At 58.7% G+C, this 17,706-nt stretch carries 18 protein-coding genes and 1 tRNA gene; 13 read left to right on the top strand and 6 right to left on the bottom strand.

Annotated elements, in window-relative coordinates; translation table 11 throughout:
- Positions 1 to 106: 106 nt before the first annotated feature.
- The 13 genes from ruvA to nadA all read left to right on the top strand — a co-directional run bounded on the left by ruvA (position 107) and on the right by nadA (position 10,278).
- A complete protein-coding gene (ruvA, locus tag U6037_RS22425; protein WP_034153418.1) occupies positions 107 to 715 on the top strand; it encodes a Holliday junction branch migration protein RuvA in 609 nt (202 codons plus the stop codon).
- Positions 716 to 1,777, top strand: coding sequence for a Holliday junction branch migration DNA helicase RuvB (ruvB, locus tag U6037_RS22420; protein WP_016983825.1), 1,062 nt, complete (start codon positions 716 to 718; stop codon positions 1,775 to 1,777).
- Between the two features lie 127 nt (positions 1,778 to 1,904).
- Entirely contained in the window at positions 1,905 to 2,372 is a 468-nt protein-coding gene (gene ybgC, locus U6037_RS22415; RefSeq protein ID WP_064119107.1) for a tol-pal system-associated acyl-CoA thioesterase, read from the top strand.
- Positions 2,362 to 3,057 (top strand): protein TolQ, encoded by a 696-nt coding sequence (gene tolQ / locus U6037_RS22410; RefSeq protein WP_008080223.1) that lies wholly within the window; start codon positions 2,362 to 2,364, stop codon positions 3,055 to 3,057. Before ybgC ends, tolQ begins: the two co-directional genes overlap by 11 nt.
- 23 nt (positions 3,058 to 3,080) lie before the next feature.
- On the top strand, positions 3,081 to 3,533 hold the full coding sequence (gene tolR, locus U6037_RS22405; RefSeq protein ID WP_161806672.1) for a protein TolR: 453 nt from the start codon (positions 3,081 to 3,083) through the stop codon (positions 3,531 to 3,533).
- Positions 3,533 to 4,615, top strand: coding sequence for a cell envelope integrity protein TolA (gene tolA, locus U6037_RS22400; protein WP_016983827.1), 1,083 nt, complete (start codon positions 3,533 to 3,535; stop codon positions 4,613 to 4,615). The genes tolR and tolA overlap by 1 nt, the downstream gene beginning before the upstream one ends.
- A gap of 17 nt (positions 4,616 to 4,632) precedes the next feature.
- On the top strand, positions 4,633 to 5,913 hold the full coding sequence (tolB, locus tag U6037_RS22395; protein ID WP_171057245.1) for a Tol-Pal system beta propeller repeat protein TolB: 1,281 nt from the start codon (positions 4,633 to 4,635) through the stop codon (positions 5,911 to 5,913).
- Between the two features lie 52 nt (positions 5,914 to 5,965).
- Positions 5,966 to 6,463, top strand: a complete 498-nt coding sequence (pal, locus tag U6037_RS22390) for a peptidoglycan-associated lipoprotein Pal (protein WP_003178634.1) — start codon at positions 5,966 to 5,968, stop codon at positions 6,461 to 6,463.
- Between the two features lie 6 nt (positions 6,464 to 6,469).
- Positions 6,470 to 7,303: a tol-pal system protein YbgF gene (gene ybgF / locus U6037_RS22385; RefSeq protein WP_322844567.1), complete on the top strand. Its 834-nt coding sequence runs from the start codon at positions 6,470 to 6,472 to the stop codon at positions 7,301 to 7,303.
- A gap of 165 nt (positions 7,304 to 7,468) precedes the next feature.
- Positions 7,469 to 8,116 (top strand): 7-carboxy-7-deazaguanine synthase QueE, encoded by a 648-nt coding sequence (queE, locus tag U6037_RS22380; RefSeq protein WP_322844566.1) that lies wholly within the window; start codon positions 7,469 to 7,471, stop codon positions 8,114 to 8,116.
- 1 nt (position 8,117) lies between these two features.
- Positions 8,118 to 8,810, top strand: a complete 693-nt coding sequence (queC, locus tag U6037_RS22375) for a 7-cyano-7-deazaguanine synthase QueC (protein WP_322844565.1) — start codon at positions 8,118 to 8,120, stop codon at positions 8,808 to 8,810.
- A 62-nt stretch (positions 8,811 to 8,872) separates the two neighbouring features.
- Positions 8,873 to 8,948, top strand: a tRNA-Lys gene (locus U6037_RS22370).
- Positions 8,949 to 9,219: 271 nt separating this feature from the next.
- Positions 9,220 to 10,278: a quinolinate synthase NadA gene (gene nadA / locus U6037_RS22365; RefSeq protein ID WP_016773509.1), complete on the top strand. Its 1,059-nt coding sequence runs from the start codon at positions 9,220 to 9,222 to the stop codon at positions 10,276 to 10,278.
- Positions 10,279 to 10,413: 135 nt separating this feature from the next.
- Here the strand turns inward: nadA and U6037_RS22360 are convergent, their stop codons facing one another.
- The 6 genes from U6037_RS22360 to gcvH all read right to left on the bottom strand — a co-directional run bounded on the left by U6037_RS22360 (position 10,414) and on the right by gcvH (position 17,678).
- On the bottom strand, positions 10,414 to 10,902 hold the full coding sequence (locus tag U6037_RS22360) for an RDD family protein (protein WP_322844564.1): 489 nt from the start codon (positions 10,900 to 10,902) through the stop codon (positions 10,414 to 10,416).
- Positions 10,903 to 10,998: 96 nt separating this feature from the next.
- On the bottom strand, positions 10,999 to 11,211 hold the full coding sequence (locus U6037_RS22355; protein WP_003227496.1) for a cold-shock protein: 213 nt from the start codon (positions 11,209 to 11,211) through the stop codon (positions 10,999 to 11,001).
- Between the two features lie 403 nt (positions 11,212 to 11,614).
- Positions 11,615 to 12,739, bottom strand: coding sequence for a glycine cleavage system aminomethyltransferase GcvT (gcvT, locus tag U6037_RS22350; protein ID WP_322844563.1), 1,125 nt, complete (start codon positions 12,737 to 12,739; stop codon positions 11,615 to 11,617).
- Between the two features lie 134 nt (positions 12,740 to 12,873).
- Positions 12,874 to 14,250 (bottom strand): L-serine ammonia-lyase, encoded by a 1,377-nt coding sequence (locus U6037_RS22345; RefSeq protein WP_322844562.1) that lies wholly within the window; start codon positions 14,248 to 14,250, stop codon positions 12,874 to 12,876.
- Positions 14,251 to 14,430: 180 nt separating this feature from the next.
- Positions 14,431 to 17,283 carry an aminomethyl-transferring glycine dehydrogenase gene (gcvP, locus tag U6037_RS22340; protein ID WP_322844561.1) on the bottom strand — a complete coding sequence of 951 codons (2,853 nt, stop codon included), beginning with the start codon at positions 17,281 to 17,283 and terminating at the stop codon, positions 14,431 to 14,433.
- A gap of 11 nt (positions 17,284 to 17,294) precedes the next feature.
- Positions 17,295 to 17,678 carry a glycine cleavage system protein GcvH gene (gcvH, locus tag U6037_RS22335; protein WP_322844560.1) on the bottom strand — a complete coding sequence of 128 codons (384 nt, stop codon included), beginning with the start codon at positions 17,676 to 17,678 and terminating at the stop codon, positions 17,295 to 17,297.
- Positions 17,679 to 17,706 lie beyond the last annotated feature (28 nt).

Below are 17,706 nucleotides of genomic sequence, written 5' to 3'. Positions count from 1 at the left end.
CATCAATTTTCCTGAAAGCGGATTTCCTGCGCCTGGGTCGTCGGCCCGGAATCCGCCTTTCGACAGTCGCCAGCCCACGGCTGGCCAACGCTCAAGGATCTGAAACGTGATTGGACGCTTGCGCGGCACCCTGGCTGAGAAACAGCCGCCGCACCTGATTCTGGATGTAAACGGCCTCGGGTATGAGCTGGAAGTGCCCATGACCACCCTTTATCGCCTGCCGTCGGTCGGTGAACCGCTGACCCTGCACACCCATTTGGTCGTACGCGAAGACGCGCAATTACTCTACGGTTTTGCCGGCAAGCGTGAGCGAGACTTTTTTCGCGAGTTGATCCGTCTCAATGGTGTCGGGCCGAAACTGGCCCTGGCCTTGATGTCGAGCCTGGAAGTCGACGAACTGATCCGCTGCGTGCAGTCTCAGGACACCTCGGCGCTGACCAAGGTGCCGGGTGTCGGCAAGAAAACCGCTGAGCGTCTGCTGGTCGAGCTGAAAGACCGCTTCAAGGCCTGGGAAACGACGCCGGCCATGTTCGCGCTCGTCCCGAATCAGCCGGACGGGCCGGCGCCGGTCAATACCGCCGAAAACGATGCGGTCAGCGCGCTGATTTCCCTGGGCTACAAACCGCAGGAAGCGAGCAAGGCAATTACCGCCATCAAGGACAAGAATTTGAGCAGTGAAGACCTGATCCGCCGCGCCCTGAAGGGAATGATTTAAGTGATTGAAGCTGATCGTCTGATCGCCGCCGCGCACAGTCCGCGCGAGCGCGAAGAAGTCCAGGACCGCGCGATTCGTCCGGTCAGTCTGGCCGACTATATTGGCCAGCCGACCGTGCGCGAGCAGATGGAGCTGTTCATCCAGGCTGCCCGTGGCCGTAGCGAATCCCTCGACCACACGCTGATCTTCGGCCCGCCGGGTCTGGGCAAGACCACGCTGGCCAACATCATTGCCCAGGAAATGGGCGTGTCGATCAAGAGCACGTCCGGCCCGGTACTTGAGCGTCCGGGTGATCTGGCCGCATTGCTGACCAATCTTGAGCCGCACGACGTACTGTTTATCGACGAAATCCATCGCCTGTCGCCGATCGTTGAAGAAGTGCTGTACCCGGCGATGGAAGATTTCCAGCTCGACATCATGATTGGCGAAGGGCCGGCAGCGCGTTCGATCAAACTCGATCTGCCGCCATTCACCTTGGTGGGCGCAACGACTCGCGCCGGTATGCTGACCAATCCGTTGCGTGACCGCTTCGGTATTGTCCAGCGTCTGGAGTTCTACAGCACGGCCGATCTGGCGACGATTGTCAGTCGTTCGGCGGCTATTCTCGGTCTGCCGCTGGATCCGGAAGGTTCGTTCGAGATCGCCCGTCGCGCCCGGGGCACGCCGCGAATCGCCAACCGTTTGCTGCGCCGAGTGCGTGACTTCGCCGAAGTGCGCGCCAAGGGCCACATCACCAAAGCGGTGGCGGATCTGGCGCTGAACCTGCTGGATGTCGACGAACACGGTTTCGATCATCAGGACCGGCGTCTGCTGCTGACCATGATCGAGAAGTTCGATGGCGGCCCGGTCGGTATCGACAGCCTCGCCGCTGCGATCAGTGAAGAACGTCACACCATTGAGGATGTGCTGGAACCGTATCTGATTCAGCAGGGTTACATCATGCGCACGCCACGGGGCAGGGTGGTGACGCGGCATGCGTATCTGCATTTCGGTTTAAACATTCCGTCACGAATGGGTGAAATGCCCGTGGCAGACGAGTTTCTCGATGCCGTGGACGACTAATACACATTTGTTGTCGATTTATTCAGGGTTTGTACTGTCAGAGGACGGTACTTTTACGGTAAAGCTCTGAAACCATGAAAAACAGTTGCCTGGCCGGATTGGCAACCTGAGGAGTAAGCACTAGAGTATGCGCGCGCAAAACGGGCTTGAGCCGTTCGCACATCGTTGTCGCGTTTATTACGAGGACACCGATGCGGGCGGCATCGTGTATTACGTTAATTACCTCAAGTTTATGGAACGGGCTCGAACCGAGCGGCTTCGCGAGCTGGGCTTTGCCCAATCGCAGCTGGCAGGGGAGGATCTGTTGTTTGTCGTGCACTCCAGCGAAGCGCGTTACCACGCGCCGGCGCGACTGGACGACGAACTGCTGGTAAGCGCTGAAGTAATCGAATTGAACCGTGCCAGCCTGCGCTTTAAACAGCAGGTCAGGCGGGCAACGGATAATGTGCTGCTCTGCGAAGGGCAGTTTTTGGTGGCCTGTGTGCGCACTAACAGTTTGAAACCCCGGGCCCTTCCCGAAGACTTGCGTGCGGCCTTCGCCGACGCGGTCGGCCCGGGTACACACTCAAAGCAGGAGATAAAGCGTGGAAGCTAACGTCGTCGACCATTCCTCCATGTGGAGCCTGGTCAGCAATGCCAGCATCGTGGTGCAGTTGGTAATGTTGACCCTGGTGGCCGCATCGGTGACCTCATGGATCATGATCTTTCAGCGCAGCAATCTGCTGCGTGCCGGTCGACGCGCCCTGGAGAGCTTCGAAGAGCGCTTCTGGTCGGGTATCGATCTGTCCAAGCTGTACCGTCAGGCGGGCAGCAACCCGGATCCGGATTCGGGTGTAGAGCAGATTTTCCGTGCCGGTTTCAAGGAGTTCTCCCGTCTGCGTCAGCAGCCTGGTGTCGATCCTGAAGCGGTGATGGAAGGTGTGGCCCGTGCCATGCGTGTTGCCATCTCCCGCGAGGAAGAGAAGCTCGAGCAGAGCCTGCCGTTTCTCGCCACTGTCGGTTCGGTCAGCCCGTACATCGGTCTGTTCGGTACCGTGTGGGGCATCATGAACTCGTTCCGCGGTCTGGCCAGCGCCCAGCAAGCAACCCTGGCCACTGTGGCCCCGGGTATCGCCGAAGCCCTGATCGCCACCGCGATCGGTCTGTTCGCCGCGATCCCTGCGGTTATCGCTTACAACCGTTTCGCCGCTCGCAGCGAAACCTTGCTGGGCCGCTACTACACCTTCGCCGATGAATTCCAGGCGATCCTGCACCGCAAAGTGCACACCAGCGAAGAATAAGCAGGTAATTTCCAATGGCTTTAATCGCTCGAGCTCGCAAAAAGCGCAAGCCGGTCGCCGAGATGAACGTGGTGCCTTACATCGACGTGATGTTGGTGCTGCTGGTCATCTTCATGGTGACCGCGCCGATGCTCAATCAGGGCGTGAAAGTTGATCTGCCCAAGGTTTCCAGCGAAGCCTTGCCGCAGGACAACAACACTCAGGTCCTGACCATTTCGATCAAGGCTGACAAGACCTACTACTGGAACCTTGGCAGCGAAGTCGATACAGAGAAGCAACAGGACAGGGCCATGACCCTGCCGCAAATGACCGACGCGGTGACCAAGATCATTCGTGCCGGCACTGAAGGCGGCAAGCGTACTCAGGTCTTTATCCGCGGTGACAAGACCGTCGACTATGGTTCCGTCATGGGCGCCATGGGCGGGTTGCAGAAAGCCGGGGTCGGTAATGTTGGTTTGATTACCGAGGCCCCCTGATGCAGCAACAGCGAGAGCCGTCCGCCTCGGAAAGCTACTTCTGGCCTAGTGTTCTGGCAATTGTCCTGCACGTGCTGGTGTTCGGCATGCTGTTCGTCAGTTTTGCCTTTACACCAGAGCTGCCGCCGGCCAAACCGATCGTCCAGGCGACCCTGTACCAGCTGAAATCGAAAAGTCAGGCAACCACCCAGACCAATCAGAAGATTGCGGGTGAGGCGAAGAAATCCGCCGCGCGCCAGACCGAAGTCGAGCAGATGGAACAGAAGAAGGTCGAGCAGGAAGAGATCAAGGCCGCTGCGGAACAAAAGAAAGAAGAAGCGGCTCAAAAAGCCGAGGAAGCCAAGAAGGCCGACGAGTCGAAAAAAGCGGACGAGGCGAAAAAGGCTGATGAAGCCAAAAAAGCCGATGAAGCGAAGAAGACCGCCGAAGCCAAGAAGGCCGAAGAGAAACAATTGGCTGATATAGCCAAGAAGAAATCTGAAGAAGAAGCGAAAAAGGCTGCTGAAGAAGAGGCCAAGAAAGCCGCCGCTGAAGAAGCCAAGAAGAAGATCGTCGAAGACGCGAAGAAGAAAGCCGCCGAAGACGCCAAGAAAAAAGCTGAAGCTGAAGAGGCGAAGAAGAAAATCGCCGACGAAGCGAAGAAGAAAGCTGCTGCCGATGCTGCGAAGAAGAAAGCGCAGGATGCTGCACGTAAATCGACCGAAGACAAAAAGGCTCAGGCCTTGGCCGATCTGCTTTCCGATACGCCTCAGCGTCAGCAAGCCTTGGCCGATGAGCAGGGTGACGAAGTCGCGGGCAGTTTCGATGACCTGATTCGTGCGCGAGCAGCAGAGGGTTGGGCTCGTCCACCTTCGGCACGCAAAGGCATGACGGTCGTGCTGCAAATCGGCATGTTGCCGGACGGTACGGTGACTTCGGTCAGCGTGGCCAAGTCCAGCGGTGATGGTCCGTTCGATGCGTCGGCAGTCGCGGCAGTGAAGAATATTGGACGTTTGACAGAAATGCAGGGAATGAAGCCGAGCGATTTCGCTCCGTATCGTTCATTCAAGATGACATTCACACCTGAGGATCTAGCCTTGTGAGAAACCTTCTTCGAGGAATGCTGGTCGTGATCTGCTGCATGGCAGGGATCGCGATGGCGGATGAAAAGAACATTCTGGTTACCAGCGGCAGCGATCGGGCTACCCCGATCGCCGTTGTACCGTTCGGTTTCCAGGGCGGTGCAGTACTGCCGGACGACATGGCTGAAATCATTGGTAACGATTTACGCAACTCGGGTTACTACTCGCCGATCCCTAAGCAAAACATGATCAGCCAGCCAAGTCAGCCGAGCGAAATCATCTTCCGTGACTGGAAGGCGGTGGGCGCTCAATACATGATGGTCGGCAGCATTGTTCCAGCGGGCGGTCGTCTGCAGGTGCAGTGGGCATTGTTCAACGTGGCCACCGAACAGAAAGTGGCTGACGGCAGTGTTTCCGGTACTACCGAGCAACTGCGCGACATGGCGCACTACATCTCTGACCAGTCGTTCGAAAAACTCACCGGTATCAAAGGTGCGTTTTCGACCCGTCTGCTGTACGTGACGGCCGAGCGCTTCTCCGAGAAGAACACGCGCTACACCCTGCAACGTTCGGACTATGACGGTGCCCGCGCGGTGACTCTGCTGCAATCGCGCGAACCAATTCTGTCGCCGCGTTTTGCTCCGGATGGCAAACGTATCGCTTACGTATCGTTCGAGCAGAAGCGTCCACGGATCTTCATGCAGAACATCGACACCGGTCGCCGCGAGCAGATCACCAACTTCGAAGGCCTGAATGGCGCGCCAGCCTGGTCGCCGGATGGCAATCGCCTGGCGTTCGTACTGTCGAAAGACGGTAACCCGGACATCTATGTGATGAACCTCGGTTCGCGTCAGATCACTCGCGTAACTGCGGGTCCTGGCATCAACACCGAACCGTACTGGGGCAAGGATGGTTCGACCATCTACTTCACGTCCGACCGTGGCGGCAAACCACAGATCTATAAAACCAGCGCCAGTGGCGGTGGTGCCGAGCGTGTGACGTTCATTGGCAACTACAACGCCAACCCGAAACTGTCGGCTGATGAAAAGACTCTGGTGATGATCCATCGTCAGGATGGCTTCACCAATTTCAAGGTGGCGGCCCAGGATTTGCAGCGAGGTAGTGTAAAGATCCTCACTGATAGCACTCTGGACGAGTCACCTACTGTTGCGCCCAACGGCACCATGGTAATCTACGCCACCCGCCAGCAGGGCCGGGGAGTCTTGATGCTCGTGTCCATTAATGGACGCGTGAGGCTCCCGCTTCCTACCGCTCAAGGCGAAGTCAGAGAACCGTCCTGGTCCCCTTACCTGAACTGACGCGGCGCTACACGTTTTACTTAACACACTGGGGTTCATTAGGAGTTTCACGATGGAAATGCTGAAGTTTGGTAAATTTGCTGCGCTGGCTCTGGCCATGGCTGTAGCTGTAGGTTGCTCGTCCAAAGGCGGCGACAACGCCGGTGAAGGCGCTGTTGATCCAAACGCTGGTTACGGCGCAAACACTGGTGCCGTTGACGGTTCCCTGAGCGAAGAAGCTGCTCTGCGCGCAATCACCACCTTCTACTTCGAATACGACAGCTCGGACCTGAAGCCAGAAGCCATGCGCGCTCTGGACGTTCACGCCAAAGACCTGAAAGCAAACGGCGCTCGCGTTGTTCTGGAAGGCAACACCGACGAACGTGGTACTCGTGAGTACAACATGGCACTGGGCGAGCGTCGTGCGAAAGCCGTTCAACGCTACCTGGTACTGCAAGGTGTTTCCCCAGCTCAGCTGGAACTGGTTTCCTACGGCGAAGAGCGTCCAGTTGCTACCGGCAACGACGAGCAGTCCTGGGCTCAAAACCGTCGCGTCGAACTGCGTAAGTAATTCGATATGCGAACGTGCCGTCGTGCTGTAACTGTTCTGGCTCTCAGCCTCGCGCCGCTTGCGGCGTGGGCTGCGGTTCCTGTGGTCGATGACAACTCCGGTTATAACAATAGCGGGAGCAGTTATCCGCCTGCAGGTTACGGTACGAACGGCGCCTATGCCGGGGGAGCGGCTTCGGCCCCTGCCTCGGCACAAGGCATGCTGTTCAACCAACTGCAACAAATGCAGGATCAGATTTCGCGCCAGCAAGGCGTTATTGAAGAACTGCAGAATCAAGTTGCGCGCATGAAGCAGGAATCCCTGGAGCGATACCAGGATCTTGATCGGCGCATAGGATCCGGTGTTGCACCTGCCGCGACTCCTGAGAATTCTTCTGCCGGTGGCGATGCAAGTGCTGCTGCCGGTGCTGCCGCAGGTGCCGGGGTTGCTGCCCAAGCCCCTGCAGCCAGTAGCGAACCGGGTGATCCGGCCAAGGAAAAGCTGTATTACGATGCTGCTTTCGACCTGATCAAAGCCAAGGATTTCGACAAGGCCAGCCAGGCTTTTGCCGCTTTCCTGCGCAAATACCCGAACAGCCAATACGCGGGCAACGCCCAGTACTGGTTGGGTGAAGTGAATCTGGCCAAAGGTGATCTGCAAGGTGCAGGTCAGGCTTTTGCCAAGGTTTCGCAGCTGTATCCCAAGCACGCCAAAGTGCCGGATTCGCTGTACAAACTGGCTGATGTAGAGCGCCGCCTCGGTCATACCGACAAGGTCAAAGGCATTCTGCAGCAGGTGGTGGCCCAATACCCGGGCACGTCCGCCGCTCAGTTGGCTCAACGCGATCTGCAACGCATGTAAGCACGCTTGACCCGTTTGGAAGAAACCCGCGCTTGTCGCGGGTTTTTTCGTTAGAATTCACGCCCTTTTTCTGAACACGCTTCTTGTGGTCTACGCGTTGGCGGGATTACCTGAAGTGCCTGACGGAGGCGGACAGCCTGTTTAGCTGTTACGCCCGTGGCGACTATGCAAGACACATTGAGAATCACCGAAGTTTTCTACTCTTTACAGGGGGAAACGCGGACTGCCGGGCTGCCCACTGTTTTTGTGCGCCTGACCGGTTGTCCATTGCGTTGCCAATACTGCGACAGCGCCTATGCCTTCAGTGGCGGCACCGTGCGTACCCTCGACGACATCCTCAAGCAAGTGGCCGGATTTCGTCCGCGCTACGTCTGTGTCACCGGCGGTGAGCCGTTGGCACAGCCGAATGCCATTCCTTTAATTAAACAGTTGTGTGATGCCGGTTACGAGGTCTCGCTGGAAACCAGCGGTGCCCTCGATATTTCGGCTGTCGATCCGCGCGTCAGTCGCGTGGTCGATCTGAAGACGCCGGATTCGAAAGAAGCCCATCGCAACCGTTACGAGAACATCGAACTGCTGACGCCCAACGATCAGGTGAAGTTTGTCATCTGCTCGCGGGACGACTATGACTGGGCCGTCTCCAAACTGATTCAGTACGGTCTTGATCGGCGTGCCGGCGAAGTGCTGTTTTCCCCAAGTCACCATGACCTCAATGCTCGCGATCTGGCGGACTGGGTGGTGGCGGACAACCTGCCGGTGCGGTTGCAATTGCAGTTGCATAAATATTTGTGGAATGACGAGCCGGGGCGCTGATATGACCGAACAACTGAACACCACTGAAAAGCGTGCGGTCATCCTGCTGTCCGGTGGCCTGGATTCGGCGACCGTTGTAGCCATGGCTCGCGCGCAAGGCTACAGCTGCTACACCATGAGCTTCGATTACGGCCAGCGTTCCCACGCCGAATTGCACGCCGCCGCACGCGTCGCCCGCGACCTGGGTGTGGTTGAGCACAAAGTGATTGGTCTGAACCTCAATGGCATGGGCGGCTCGGCCCTGACTGACACCAGCATCGACATCCCCGAAGAGCTGGGCGAAGGCATTCCAGTAACGTACGTGCCGGCGCGTAACACGGTGTTCCTGTCGCTGGCATTGGGTTGGGCGGAAGTACTTGGTGCCCGCGATATCTTCATTGGTGTCAACGCGGTGGACTATTCCGGTTACCCGGATTGCCGTCCCGAGTTCATTGAGTCGTTCGAGCGCATGGCCAATCTGGCGACCAAGGCCGGTGTTGAAGGCAACGGCTTCCGCATTCAGGCGCCGTTGCAGAACCTGAGCAAGGCGCAGATCGTTCAGGCGGGCGTGAAGCTCGGCGTTGATTATGGCCTCACCGTTTCCTGCTATCAGGCCGACGATGACGGCCGTGCGTGCGGTAAATGCGACAGCTGTCGCCTGCGCGCAGAAGGCTTTGCGGCCGCTGGTGTGGACGATCCAACACCTTATTTTTGATTATTTTCAAAAAGGTGTTGAATAGTCCTTAAAAATCAGTATTATACGCGCCACCACACAGCGGGTCGTTAGCTCAGTTGGTAGAGCAGTTGGCTTTTAACCAATTGGTCGTAGGTTCGAATCCCACACGACCCACCATATTTGGCGGTTTAGAAAATCCGGAAGGCCCACGAAAGTGAGGATTTCCGGGTTTTTTTTTGCCTGCAATTCGGGCTTGCGTCGTTTCCGTACCTGCAGCGCTGACGCAGGTCAGAATCATCTTTTGTATCAACGGGATATTCTGTAGCCTTGCGCAGCTTCAATGCTGTCCGTGCCTGATAATACTCACTCTCCCGGCGGTACCCTCAAGCGGTCCGGAGCCGGGTGTATACTCGACTTTCGCGCGAACGCGCCTGCAGGTCTTGCGAACATGACGCAGATTTCCGAACGCCTTCTGGTTCAAGCCCACCTCGATGCCAAACAGCCCAAACCGCTGACGGCTGAGGAAGAGGCTTATTACCGTTCCGCTATCGCCGCCGAGCTCAAGGCTCAGGACGCGGTGCTGGTGGCCCACTTTTATTGCGACCCGGTGATTCAGGCTCTGGCCGAAGAAACCGGTGGCTGTGTCTCTGACTCCCTGGAAATGGCCCGCTTCGGCAACGCTCACCCGGCCAAAACCGTGGTGGTCGCCGGCGTGAAGTTCATGGGCGAGACCGCGAAGATTCTCAACCCGGAAAAACGCGTGCTGATGCCAACCCTGGAGGCGACCTGCTCGCTGGACCTGGGTTGCCCGGTCGACGAGTTCTCGGCGTTCTGTGATCAGCACCCGGAGCGCACGGTGGTGGTGTATGCCAACACTTCCGCTGCTGTGAAAGCACGCGCCGACTGGGTGGTGACATCGAGTTGCGCGCTGGAGATCGTCGAAAGCCTGATGGACAACGGCGAGACAATCATTTGGGGCCCTGACAAGCACCTGGGCACCTACATTCAGCGCAAGACCGGCGCCGACATGCTGCTCTGGGACGGTGCCTGCATCGTTCACGAAGAGTTCAAGTCCAAGCAGCTCGAAGACATGAAAGCGCTGTATCCGGATGCCGCGATTCTGGTGCACCCGGAGTCGCCGACGTCGGTGATCGAACTGGCAGATGCCGTTGGCTCGACCAGTCAGCTGATTGCCGCTGCACAGTCGTTGCCAAACAAGACGCTGATCGTGGCGACCGACCGCGGCATCTTCTACAAGATGCAGCAGTTGTGCCCGGACAAGGTCTTTATCGAGGCGCCAACTGCCGGTAACGGCGCAGCATGCCGCAGTTGCGCGCATTGCCCGTGGATGGCCATGAACACCCTTGAGCGCACGCTGAAGAGCTTGAAGGAAGGCACGAACGAGATCTTTGTGGATCCGGCGCTGATTCCGCAGGCGATCCGGCCGCTGAAGCGCATGCTCGACTTCACCCAGGCCGCACGGATGAAGCTGGCCGGTAACGCCTAAGGCCATTCAGGCAACAAATGAACCTGTAGGAGTGAGCCTGCTCGCGATAGCGGTGTGTCAGATAACCATTATGTTGATTGACACACCGCTATCGCGAGCAGGCCCACTCCTACAGTGGTATTTGGTGTCTGGTAGTTATTTGGTCTTCTTCGGGATTCGTACGACGCGGGTATCGGAATAGATGTCATGCCACGTGCGCTTCTGCTTGTCGTACAGCGACCAGAAGAATCCCAGCCCGACGCACAGCCACGACGCAATCGACACCATGAACCGCAACAGCGCTTGCCACAGGCTGATCGCGGTGCCATTGGCGTTCTGCACGCGAATGCCCCACACCTGCATGCCCAGCGTCTGCCCGCCGTGGGTCCAGAACTTGGCGAAGAATGCGAACAACACCAGCAGCAGCACGGTGGAGTAGAGCGGGTCGCCGTCCATTTTTCCGGCATCAGTCAGCACACGCAGGCGTTCTTCGCCAATGATCGCGGCCTGGATCAGTTTGTAAACGAAACCGGTGACGATCAGCAGCGCTGTGCACAACAGAAAGTCATAGAACATCGCGGCCAGACGACGGCCCAGGCCAACGGCAGGAAAGTCGCCCTGTGGGGTGAGCAGGTTTTTCGACATGGCAGCCTCTGGACGCAAAGTGAAGCGCCATTTTACGGATTCGCGCGCACAAAAAAGCCCCTGATATCAATATCAGGGGCTTTTTCGTAACAGAAATCAGGCTTCTGCTTGTACTTCGTCAGCCTGCATGCCTTTCTGGCCTTGCACAGCAACGAAGGTCACTTTCTGGCCTTCTTTCAGGCTTTTGAAGCCGTTGCCCTGAATGGCGCGGAAATGCACGAACAGATCCGGACCGCTTTCTGGAGTGATAAAACCAAAACCTTTCTCGTCGTTAAACCACTTGACGGTACCGCTCTGACGTGTGGACATTTCTTATTTCCTTTGACGCAAAAATTGATGACAGTCTCTTTCTCATGAAAGAGTACTGGGGCTGGTTGCAGGAGAGTAAGAAGACGTCGAACGGGATGTAGCTAACTTGTAGGCTACTGCCCAGGTCACGATTCCAAGCTGACCCATGCAAACACAGTGGACAAACTCTACGCCAACTACGGGAGAAAAAACAAGCCCCGTGAAGGCCCCGGATTTGCTGCGCTTGCTGGCAGTTAGTCATTCCACTAGTGCGGCTTAGACGATTCGCTTGTTCAATTGTTTTCGAACGTTATAAGCAAAGTTCATATCCGAATCGGATGTTAGAAAATGCACTTTTTTGTGGCGATTGCGTGACACATTAGTGCACGCGTTACGCAATCGCGTTACTTATAGAAACAGTCAATCAACCGCGATAGTAGCGTTGTGGAACAAATGGCATTTTGCTTACAAGCATTTGCACCTTTTTCCCACGTACGATTGCCCAGACCGCTGTATCGAGCGTGACATAAGCACTATCGAGGTAACCCATTGCCAGCGGCCCGCCCAAAGTCGGACCGAAACCGCCACTGCACACGTTGCCGATGATTTCGCCGGCCTCGTTGACGATTTCTGCACCTTCACGCACGGGTGTGCGCTCCTGCGGCAGCAGGCCGACACGTTTGCGTGTGACGCCATTCTGTTGCTGGGCGAAGATGTTCTCCGCGCCCGGGAAACCGCCGGCGCGCGCGCCATCAGCGCGACGCGGCTTGGAGATTGCCCACAGCAGGCTCGCTTCGATTGGCGTGGTCTCGGTGTTCATGTCGTGGCCATACAGGCACAGGCCGGCTTCCAGACGCAGCGAATCGCGAGCGCCAAGGCCGATCGCCTGGACTTCCGGTTCGGCAAGCAGGGCGCGGGCAAGTTTTTCCGCGTCAGCGGCAGGAACGGAGATTTCAAAACCGTCTTCACCGGTGTAGCCCGAACGGCTGACGAAGCAATCCACGCCCAATAACGACACGCGGGCGAACTGCATGAAGGTCATCTTCGCCACTTCTGGTGCAAGACGCGCCAGCACGGTAACGGCCGCCGGACCTTGCAATGCCAACAGCGCACGCTCTTCGAACAGCGCCGTAATGGTGCACTGCTCGCCGATATGTTTTTGCAAGTGAGCCAGATCCTGATCCTTGCACGCGGCGTTGACCACCAGGAACAGTTCGTCGTTGCCGAGATTGGCGACCATCAGGTCGTCGAGAATGCCACCGGCCTCGTTGGTGAACATCGCGTAACGCTGCATGCCCACCGGCAGATCGATGATGTCGACCGGTACCAGGGTTTCCAAGGCTTTGGCGGCATTGGCGCCGGTCAGGCGGATCTGACCCATGTGCGAGACATCGAACAGCCCGGCCTGCTCACGGGTGTGCTGGTGTTCTTTCATCACGCCGAGTGGATATTGCACCGGCATGTCGTAGCCGGCGAATGGCACCATGCGGGCGCCGAGTTCGATGTGCAGAGCGTGCAGCGGGGTTTTCGACAGTTGTTCGGTGGACATGCGTGGCTCCTTGAAAATTTGAGTTTGGGATAAGGGCGAGATCAAAAGCCCCTCACCCCAGCCCTCTCCCGGAGGGAGAGGGAGTTAGTTACGTTTCTCTCCCCAGAGGGAGAGGGGGCTGGTTACGGGGCTGATCAGCATTCGATAATGTTGACCGCCAGACCGCCACGGGCGGTCTCTTTGTATTTGCTTTTCATGTCGGCGCCGGTCTGGCGCATGGTGCGGATGACTTTGTCGAGGGAGACGAAATGCTGGCCATCGCCACGCATGGCCATGCGCACCGCGTTGATGGCTTTCACCGAGCCCATCGCATTGCGCTCGATGCACGGCACTTGCACCAGTCCGCCAATCGGGTCGCAGGTCAGGCCGAGGTTGTGCTCCATGCCGATTTCCGCAGCGTTCTCGACTTGCTGCACGCTGCCGCCGAGCACTTCACACAAGGCGCCGGCGGCCATCGAACAAGCGACGCCGACTTCACCTTGGCAGCCGACTTCGGCGCCGGAGATCGAAGCGTTTTCCTTGTACAGAATGCCGATGGCGGCTGCTGTCAAAAGAAAGCGTACGACGCCGTCGTCATTCGCACCGGGGATAAAGCGCATGTAGTAATGCAGCACCGCCGGAACAATCCCCGCCGCGCCGTTGGTTGGCGCCGTGACCACGCGGCCGCCGTTGGCGTTTTCTTCGTTGACTGCCAAGGCATACAGGTTGACCCAGTCCAGCACCGACAGCGGATCGCGCAGCGCTGATTCCGGGTTCTTGCACAGCTGTCGATGCAACGCCGCCGCCCGACGTTTGACCTTCAAACCGCCTGGCAAAATACCTTCATTACGGCAACCCGCAGCCACGCAGTCCTGCATCACCTGCCAGATTTTCAGCAGGCCGGCACGGGTCTCCGCTTCCGGGCGCCAGGCGCTTTCGTTGGTCAGCATTAACTGACTGATCGACAGACCGTAAGTGGCGCAATGACCGAGCAAGTCCTTGGCACTTTTGAACGGGAAGGTCAGTGGCGTGGCGTCCTCGACGATGCGGTCGGCACCGGCCGCGTCTTCATCGACGACAAAACCGCCGCCAACCGAGTAGTACTCGCGGCTGCGAATCTGCAGGCCTGCCGCATCGAAGGCGCGGAAGATCATGCCGTTGGGGTGATAGGCCAACGGCTTGCGGATCATCGCCAGGTGTTCTTTCTCGTTGAACGCAATGCTGTGTTCACCGAGCAGGTTAAGCCGGCCGTTGCCGCGAATTTCTTGCAGACGCGCGGCGACGGTTTCGGTATCGACGGTGTCCGGATGTTCGCCTTCGAGGCCGAGCAGCACGGCTTTGTCGCTGCCGTGGCCTTTACCGGTGGCGCCGAGGGAACCGTACAGCTCGACGCGAACGCTGGCGGTGGCTGTCAGCAGGTTTTCACGGCGCAAACCTTCGGCGAAACGCGCAGCTGCACGCATCGGGCCGACGGTGTGGGAGCTGGAAGGGCCGATGCCAATCTTGAACAGGTCGAACACGCTTAACGACATGAGGGGGGCTCCTGCGGAGCAGTTGTGAGCTTCAAGTTGCAAGCTACAAGTAAAAGCGGATCGGGTTTTTCCTTGCGGCTTCTATAAGGCCGCAGTGCATGCGGCGAGACACAAGCCGCAAGTAAAAAGCAGATCAGCCCTTACTTGCAGCTTGTTGCTCAAAGCTCGCAGCTGCTTTCCTTAAACGTAGCTTTCGATCGACGGGCAGGCGCACACCAGGTTGCGATCACCGAACACGTTGTCGACACGACCGACCGGCGGCCAGTACTTGCCTTCGATCAACGACGCAACCGGATAAACGGCTTGCTCGCGGCTGTATGGGTGAGTCCACTCGCCAACCAGCTCCGCCGCCGTGTGCGGTGCGTTTTTCAGCGGGTTGTCGTCCTTGTCCAGTGTGCCGTTTTCCACCGCGCGGATTTCTTCGCGGATGCGGATCATGGCGTCGCAGAAGCGATCCAGTTCTTCTTTGGATTCGCTTTCGGTCGGCTCGATCATCAGCGTGCCGGCGACCGGGAACGACATGGTTGGCGCGTGGAAGCCGAAGTCGATCAGGCGCTTGGCGACGTCATCAACGCTGATGCCGCTGCTGTCTTTCAACGGACGCAGATCAAGGATGCACTCGTGCGCCACCAAGCCGTTGCTGCCGGTGTACAGCACTGGGTAGTGCTCTTCGAGGCGACGGGAAATGTAGTTGGCGTTGAGGATCGCCAGTTGCGAAGCACGCTTCAGACCGGCGCCGCCCATCATGCGAATGTACATCCAAGTGATCGGCAGAATACTTGCGCTGCCGAACGGTGCCGCGCAGACCGCACCTTCCTTGCGTTCCATCTGGCCGTGGCCCGGCAGGAACGGGGTCAGGTGCGATTTCACGCCAATCGGGCCGACGCCCGGACCGCCACCGCCGTGGGGGATGCAGAAGGTTTTGTGCAGGTTCAGGTGCGACACGTCGCCGCCGAACTTGCCCGGTGCGCAGAGGCCGACCATCGCGTTCATGTTGGCGCCGTCGATGTACACCTGGCCGCCGTTGTCATGAATGATCCCGCAGATTTCGCGGATGCCTTCTTCGAACACGCCGTGGGTCGACGGGTAAGTGATCATCAGCGCGGCGAGGTGCTCGCGGTGCTCGATGGCTTTGGCGCGCAGGTCTTCGATGTCGACGTTGCCGCGCGCATCGCACGCGGTGACGACAACGCGCATGCCGGCCATGTTGGCGGTGGCCGGGTTGGTGCCGTGGGCAGACGACGGGATCAGGCAGATGTCGCGACGCTCATCGCCACGGCTCTGGTGGTAGGCACGGATGGCCAGCAGGCCAGCGTATTCACCTTGCGAACCGGCGTTCGGTTGCAGCGAGATCGCGTCGTAACCGGTGGCGGCGCAGAGCATCGCTTCCAGTTCGTCGGTCAGTTGCTGGTAACCGGCACTTTGTGCGGCCGGGGCGAACGGGTGCAGCGCACCGAATTCAGCCCAGGTCACCGGGATCATTTCGCTGGCGGCGTTGAGTTTCATGGTGCACGAGCCCAGTGGGATCATGGTGCGATCCAGGGCCAGATCCTTGTCGGCCAGTTTGCGCAGGTAGCGCATCAGCTCGGTTTCCGAGTGATAGCGGTTGAACACCGGGTGGCTGAGGATTGGCGACTGACGTACCAGCGACGCAGGAATGGTGCTCTGTATCGAAGCGGCCAGCGCAGCGAAGTCCGGCAGAGTCTTGCCGTCAGCGAACAGGCCCCACAGGGTTTCGATGTCCGCCTGCGTGGTGGTTTCATCGACCGACAGGCCCAGACGCTGAGCGTCGATCACGCGCAGGTTGATCTGCGCAGCGTGCGCCTTGTCGTGCAGTGCGGCGGTTTGCGCGCCGGTAGCCACGGTGAGGGTGTCGAAGAAGTTCGCTTGTTCGACGTTAGCGCCCAGTGCGCTCAGACCTTTGGCCAGAATCGCGGTCAGGTGATGCACGCGGTTGGCGATCTGCGTCAGGCCTTTCGGGCCGTGGTAGACGGCGTACATGCTGGCGATGTTGGCCAGCAGCACCTGCGCGGTGCAGATGTTCGACGTGGCCTTCTCGCGACGGATGTGTTGCTCGCGGGTCTGCATCGCTAGACGCAGCGCCGGCTTGCCGAAACGATCAACCGAGACGCCGACCAGACGGCCCGGCATGTCGCGCTTGAACGCATCCTTGGTGGAGAAGTAAGCCGCGTGCGGGCCACCGAAGCCCAGCGGCACGCCGAAGCGTTGCGCCGAACCGATGGCGACGTCCGCGCCGAACTCGCCCGGGGCGGTCAGCAGGGTCAAGGCCAGCAAGTCAGCGGCCACGGCCACCAAGGCGTTGGCGGCGTGGAAGCGCTCGGTCAGTTCGCGGTAATCGAACACGTCACCGTTGCTGGCCGGGTATTGCAGCAGCGCGCCGAAGAACGGCGTTACGTCAGTCAGTTCACGCTCATCGCCAACAACCACATCGATGCCCAGCGGCTCGGCACGGGTGCGCAGCACGTCGAGAGTTTGCGGGTGGCTGTGGATCGAGGCGAAGAATTGGTGGCTGCCCTTGTTCTTGCTCAGGCGTTTGCAGAAGGTCATGGCTTCGGCAGCGGCAGTGGCTTCGTCGAGCAGCGAGGCGTTGGCGATCGGCAGACCGGTGAGGTCGCTGATCATGGTCTGGAAGTTCAACAGTGCTTCGAGACGGCCTTGGGAAATTTCCGGCTGGTACGGGGTGTAAGCGGTGTACCAGGCCGGGTTTTCCAGCAGGTTGCGCAGGATTGGCGACGGCGTGTGGCAGTTGTAGTAGCCCTGGCCGATGTAGGTCTTGAACAGCTGATTCTTGCCGGCGATGCCTTTGATCATCGCCAGGGCATCAGCTTCGCTGAGGCCGTCGTCCAGGCCGAGCACGCTGGTGCCTTTGATGCTTTCAGGAATGACGCTGGCGCTCAGGGCTTCGAGCGAATCGAAGCCGAGGCTGTTGAGCATGGCTTGCTCGTCACCGGCGCGCGGGCCGATGTGACGGGCAATGAATTCGTTGGCGGTGCCGAGGTTGATCTGGGTCATGTCGGTATTCCTCAGGCTTCGGCTTGGGCTTTGATCAGACGGTCGTACGCGTCCTGGTCGAGCAGTTTGGCCACGGCCGATGCATCGCTTGGCTTGAAGCGGAAGAACCAGCCTTCACCCAGCGGATCTTCGTTGACCCGTTCCGGGGCATCTTCCAGCGCCGGGTTGACTTCCAGTACGTCGCCGTCGAGCGGCATGTACACGCCGCTGGCGGCTTTTACCGATTCCACGGTGGCGGCTTCGGCGCCTTTTTCGTAAGCCTGCAGCTCAGGCAGTTGCACGAACACCACGTCGCCCAAGGCGTTCTGCGCGAAAGCGGTGATGCCGACAGTAACGCTGCCGTCAGCTTCGGTGCGCAGCCATTCGTGATCTTCAGTAAAACGCAACTCGCTCATGGAAACTCCTCAGGGGGCCAGACTCGTC

This window comes from Pseudomonas sp. B33.4 (genome assembly GCF_034555375.1).
GTDB lineage: Bacteria > Pseudomonadota > Gammaproteobacteria > Pseudomonadales > Pseudomonadaceae > Aquipseudomonas.
Note: the sequence above shows the minus strand (reverse complement) of the source record. Positions and strands in the feature narration are given on the sequence as shown.

Bases quoted from the DNA above. Each gene is read 5' to 3' on its own strand.
- U6037_RS22360 (WP_322844564.1), bottom strand. From the start codon at position 10,902: ATGTCGAAAAACCTGCTCACCCCACAGGGCGACTTTCCTGCCGTTGGC.
- queE (WP_322844566.1), top strand. From the start codon at position 7,469: ATGCAAGACACATTGAGAATCACCGAAGTTTTCTACTCTTTACAGGGG.
- tolB (WP_171057245.1), top strand. From the start codon at position 4,633: ATGCTGGTCGTGATCTGCTGCATGGCAGGGATCGCGATGGCGGATGAA.
- U6037_RS22345 (WP_322844562.1), bottom strand. From the start codon at position 14,250: ATGTCGTTAAGCGTGTTCGACCTGTTCAAGATTGGCATCGGCCCTTCC.
- gcvP (WP_322844561.1), bottom strand. From the start codon at position 17,283: ATGACCCAGATCAACCTCGGCACCGCCAACGAATTCATTGCCCGTCAC.
- gcvH (WP_322844560.1), bottom strand. From the start codon at position 17,678: ATGAGCGAGTTGCGTTTTACTGAAGATCACGAATGGCTGCGCACCGAA.
- ybgF (WP_322844567.1), top strand. From the start codon at position 6,470: ATGCGAACGTGCCGTCGTGCTGTAACTGTTCTGGCTCTCAGCCTCGCG.
- nadA (WP_016773509.1), top strand. From the start codon at position 9,220: ATGACGCAGATTTCCGAACGCCTTCTGGTTCAAGCCCACCTCGATGCC.
- tolA (WP_016983827.1), top strand. From the start codon at position 3,533: ATGCAGCAACAGCGAGAGCCGTCCGCCTCGGAAAGCTACTTCTGGCCT.
- ybgC (WP_064119107.1), top strand. From the start codon at position 1,905: ATGCGCGCGCAAAACGGGCTTGAGCCGTTCGCACATCGTTGTCGCGTT.
- U6037_RS22355 (WP_003227496.1), bottom strand. From the start codon at position 11,211: ATGTCCACACGTCAGAGCGGTACCGTCAAGTGGTTTAACGACGAGAAA.
- queC (WP_322844565.1), top strand. From the start codon at position 8,118: ATGACCGAACAACTGAACACCACTGAAAAGCGTGCGGTCATCCTGCTG.
- pal (WP_003178634.1), top strand. From the start codon at position 5,966: ATGGAAATGCTGAAGTTTGGTAAATTTGCTGCGCTGGCTCTGGCCATG.
- gcvT (WP_322844563.1), bottom strand. From the start codon at position 12,739: ATGTCCACCGAACAACTGTCGAAAACCCCGCTGCACGCTCTGCACATC.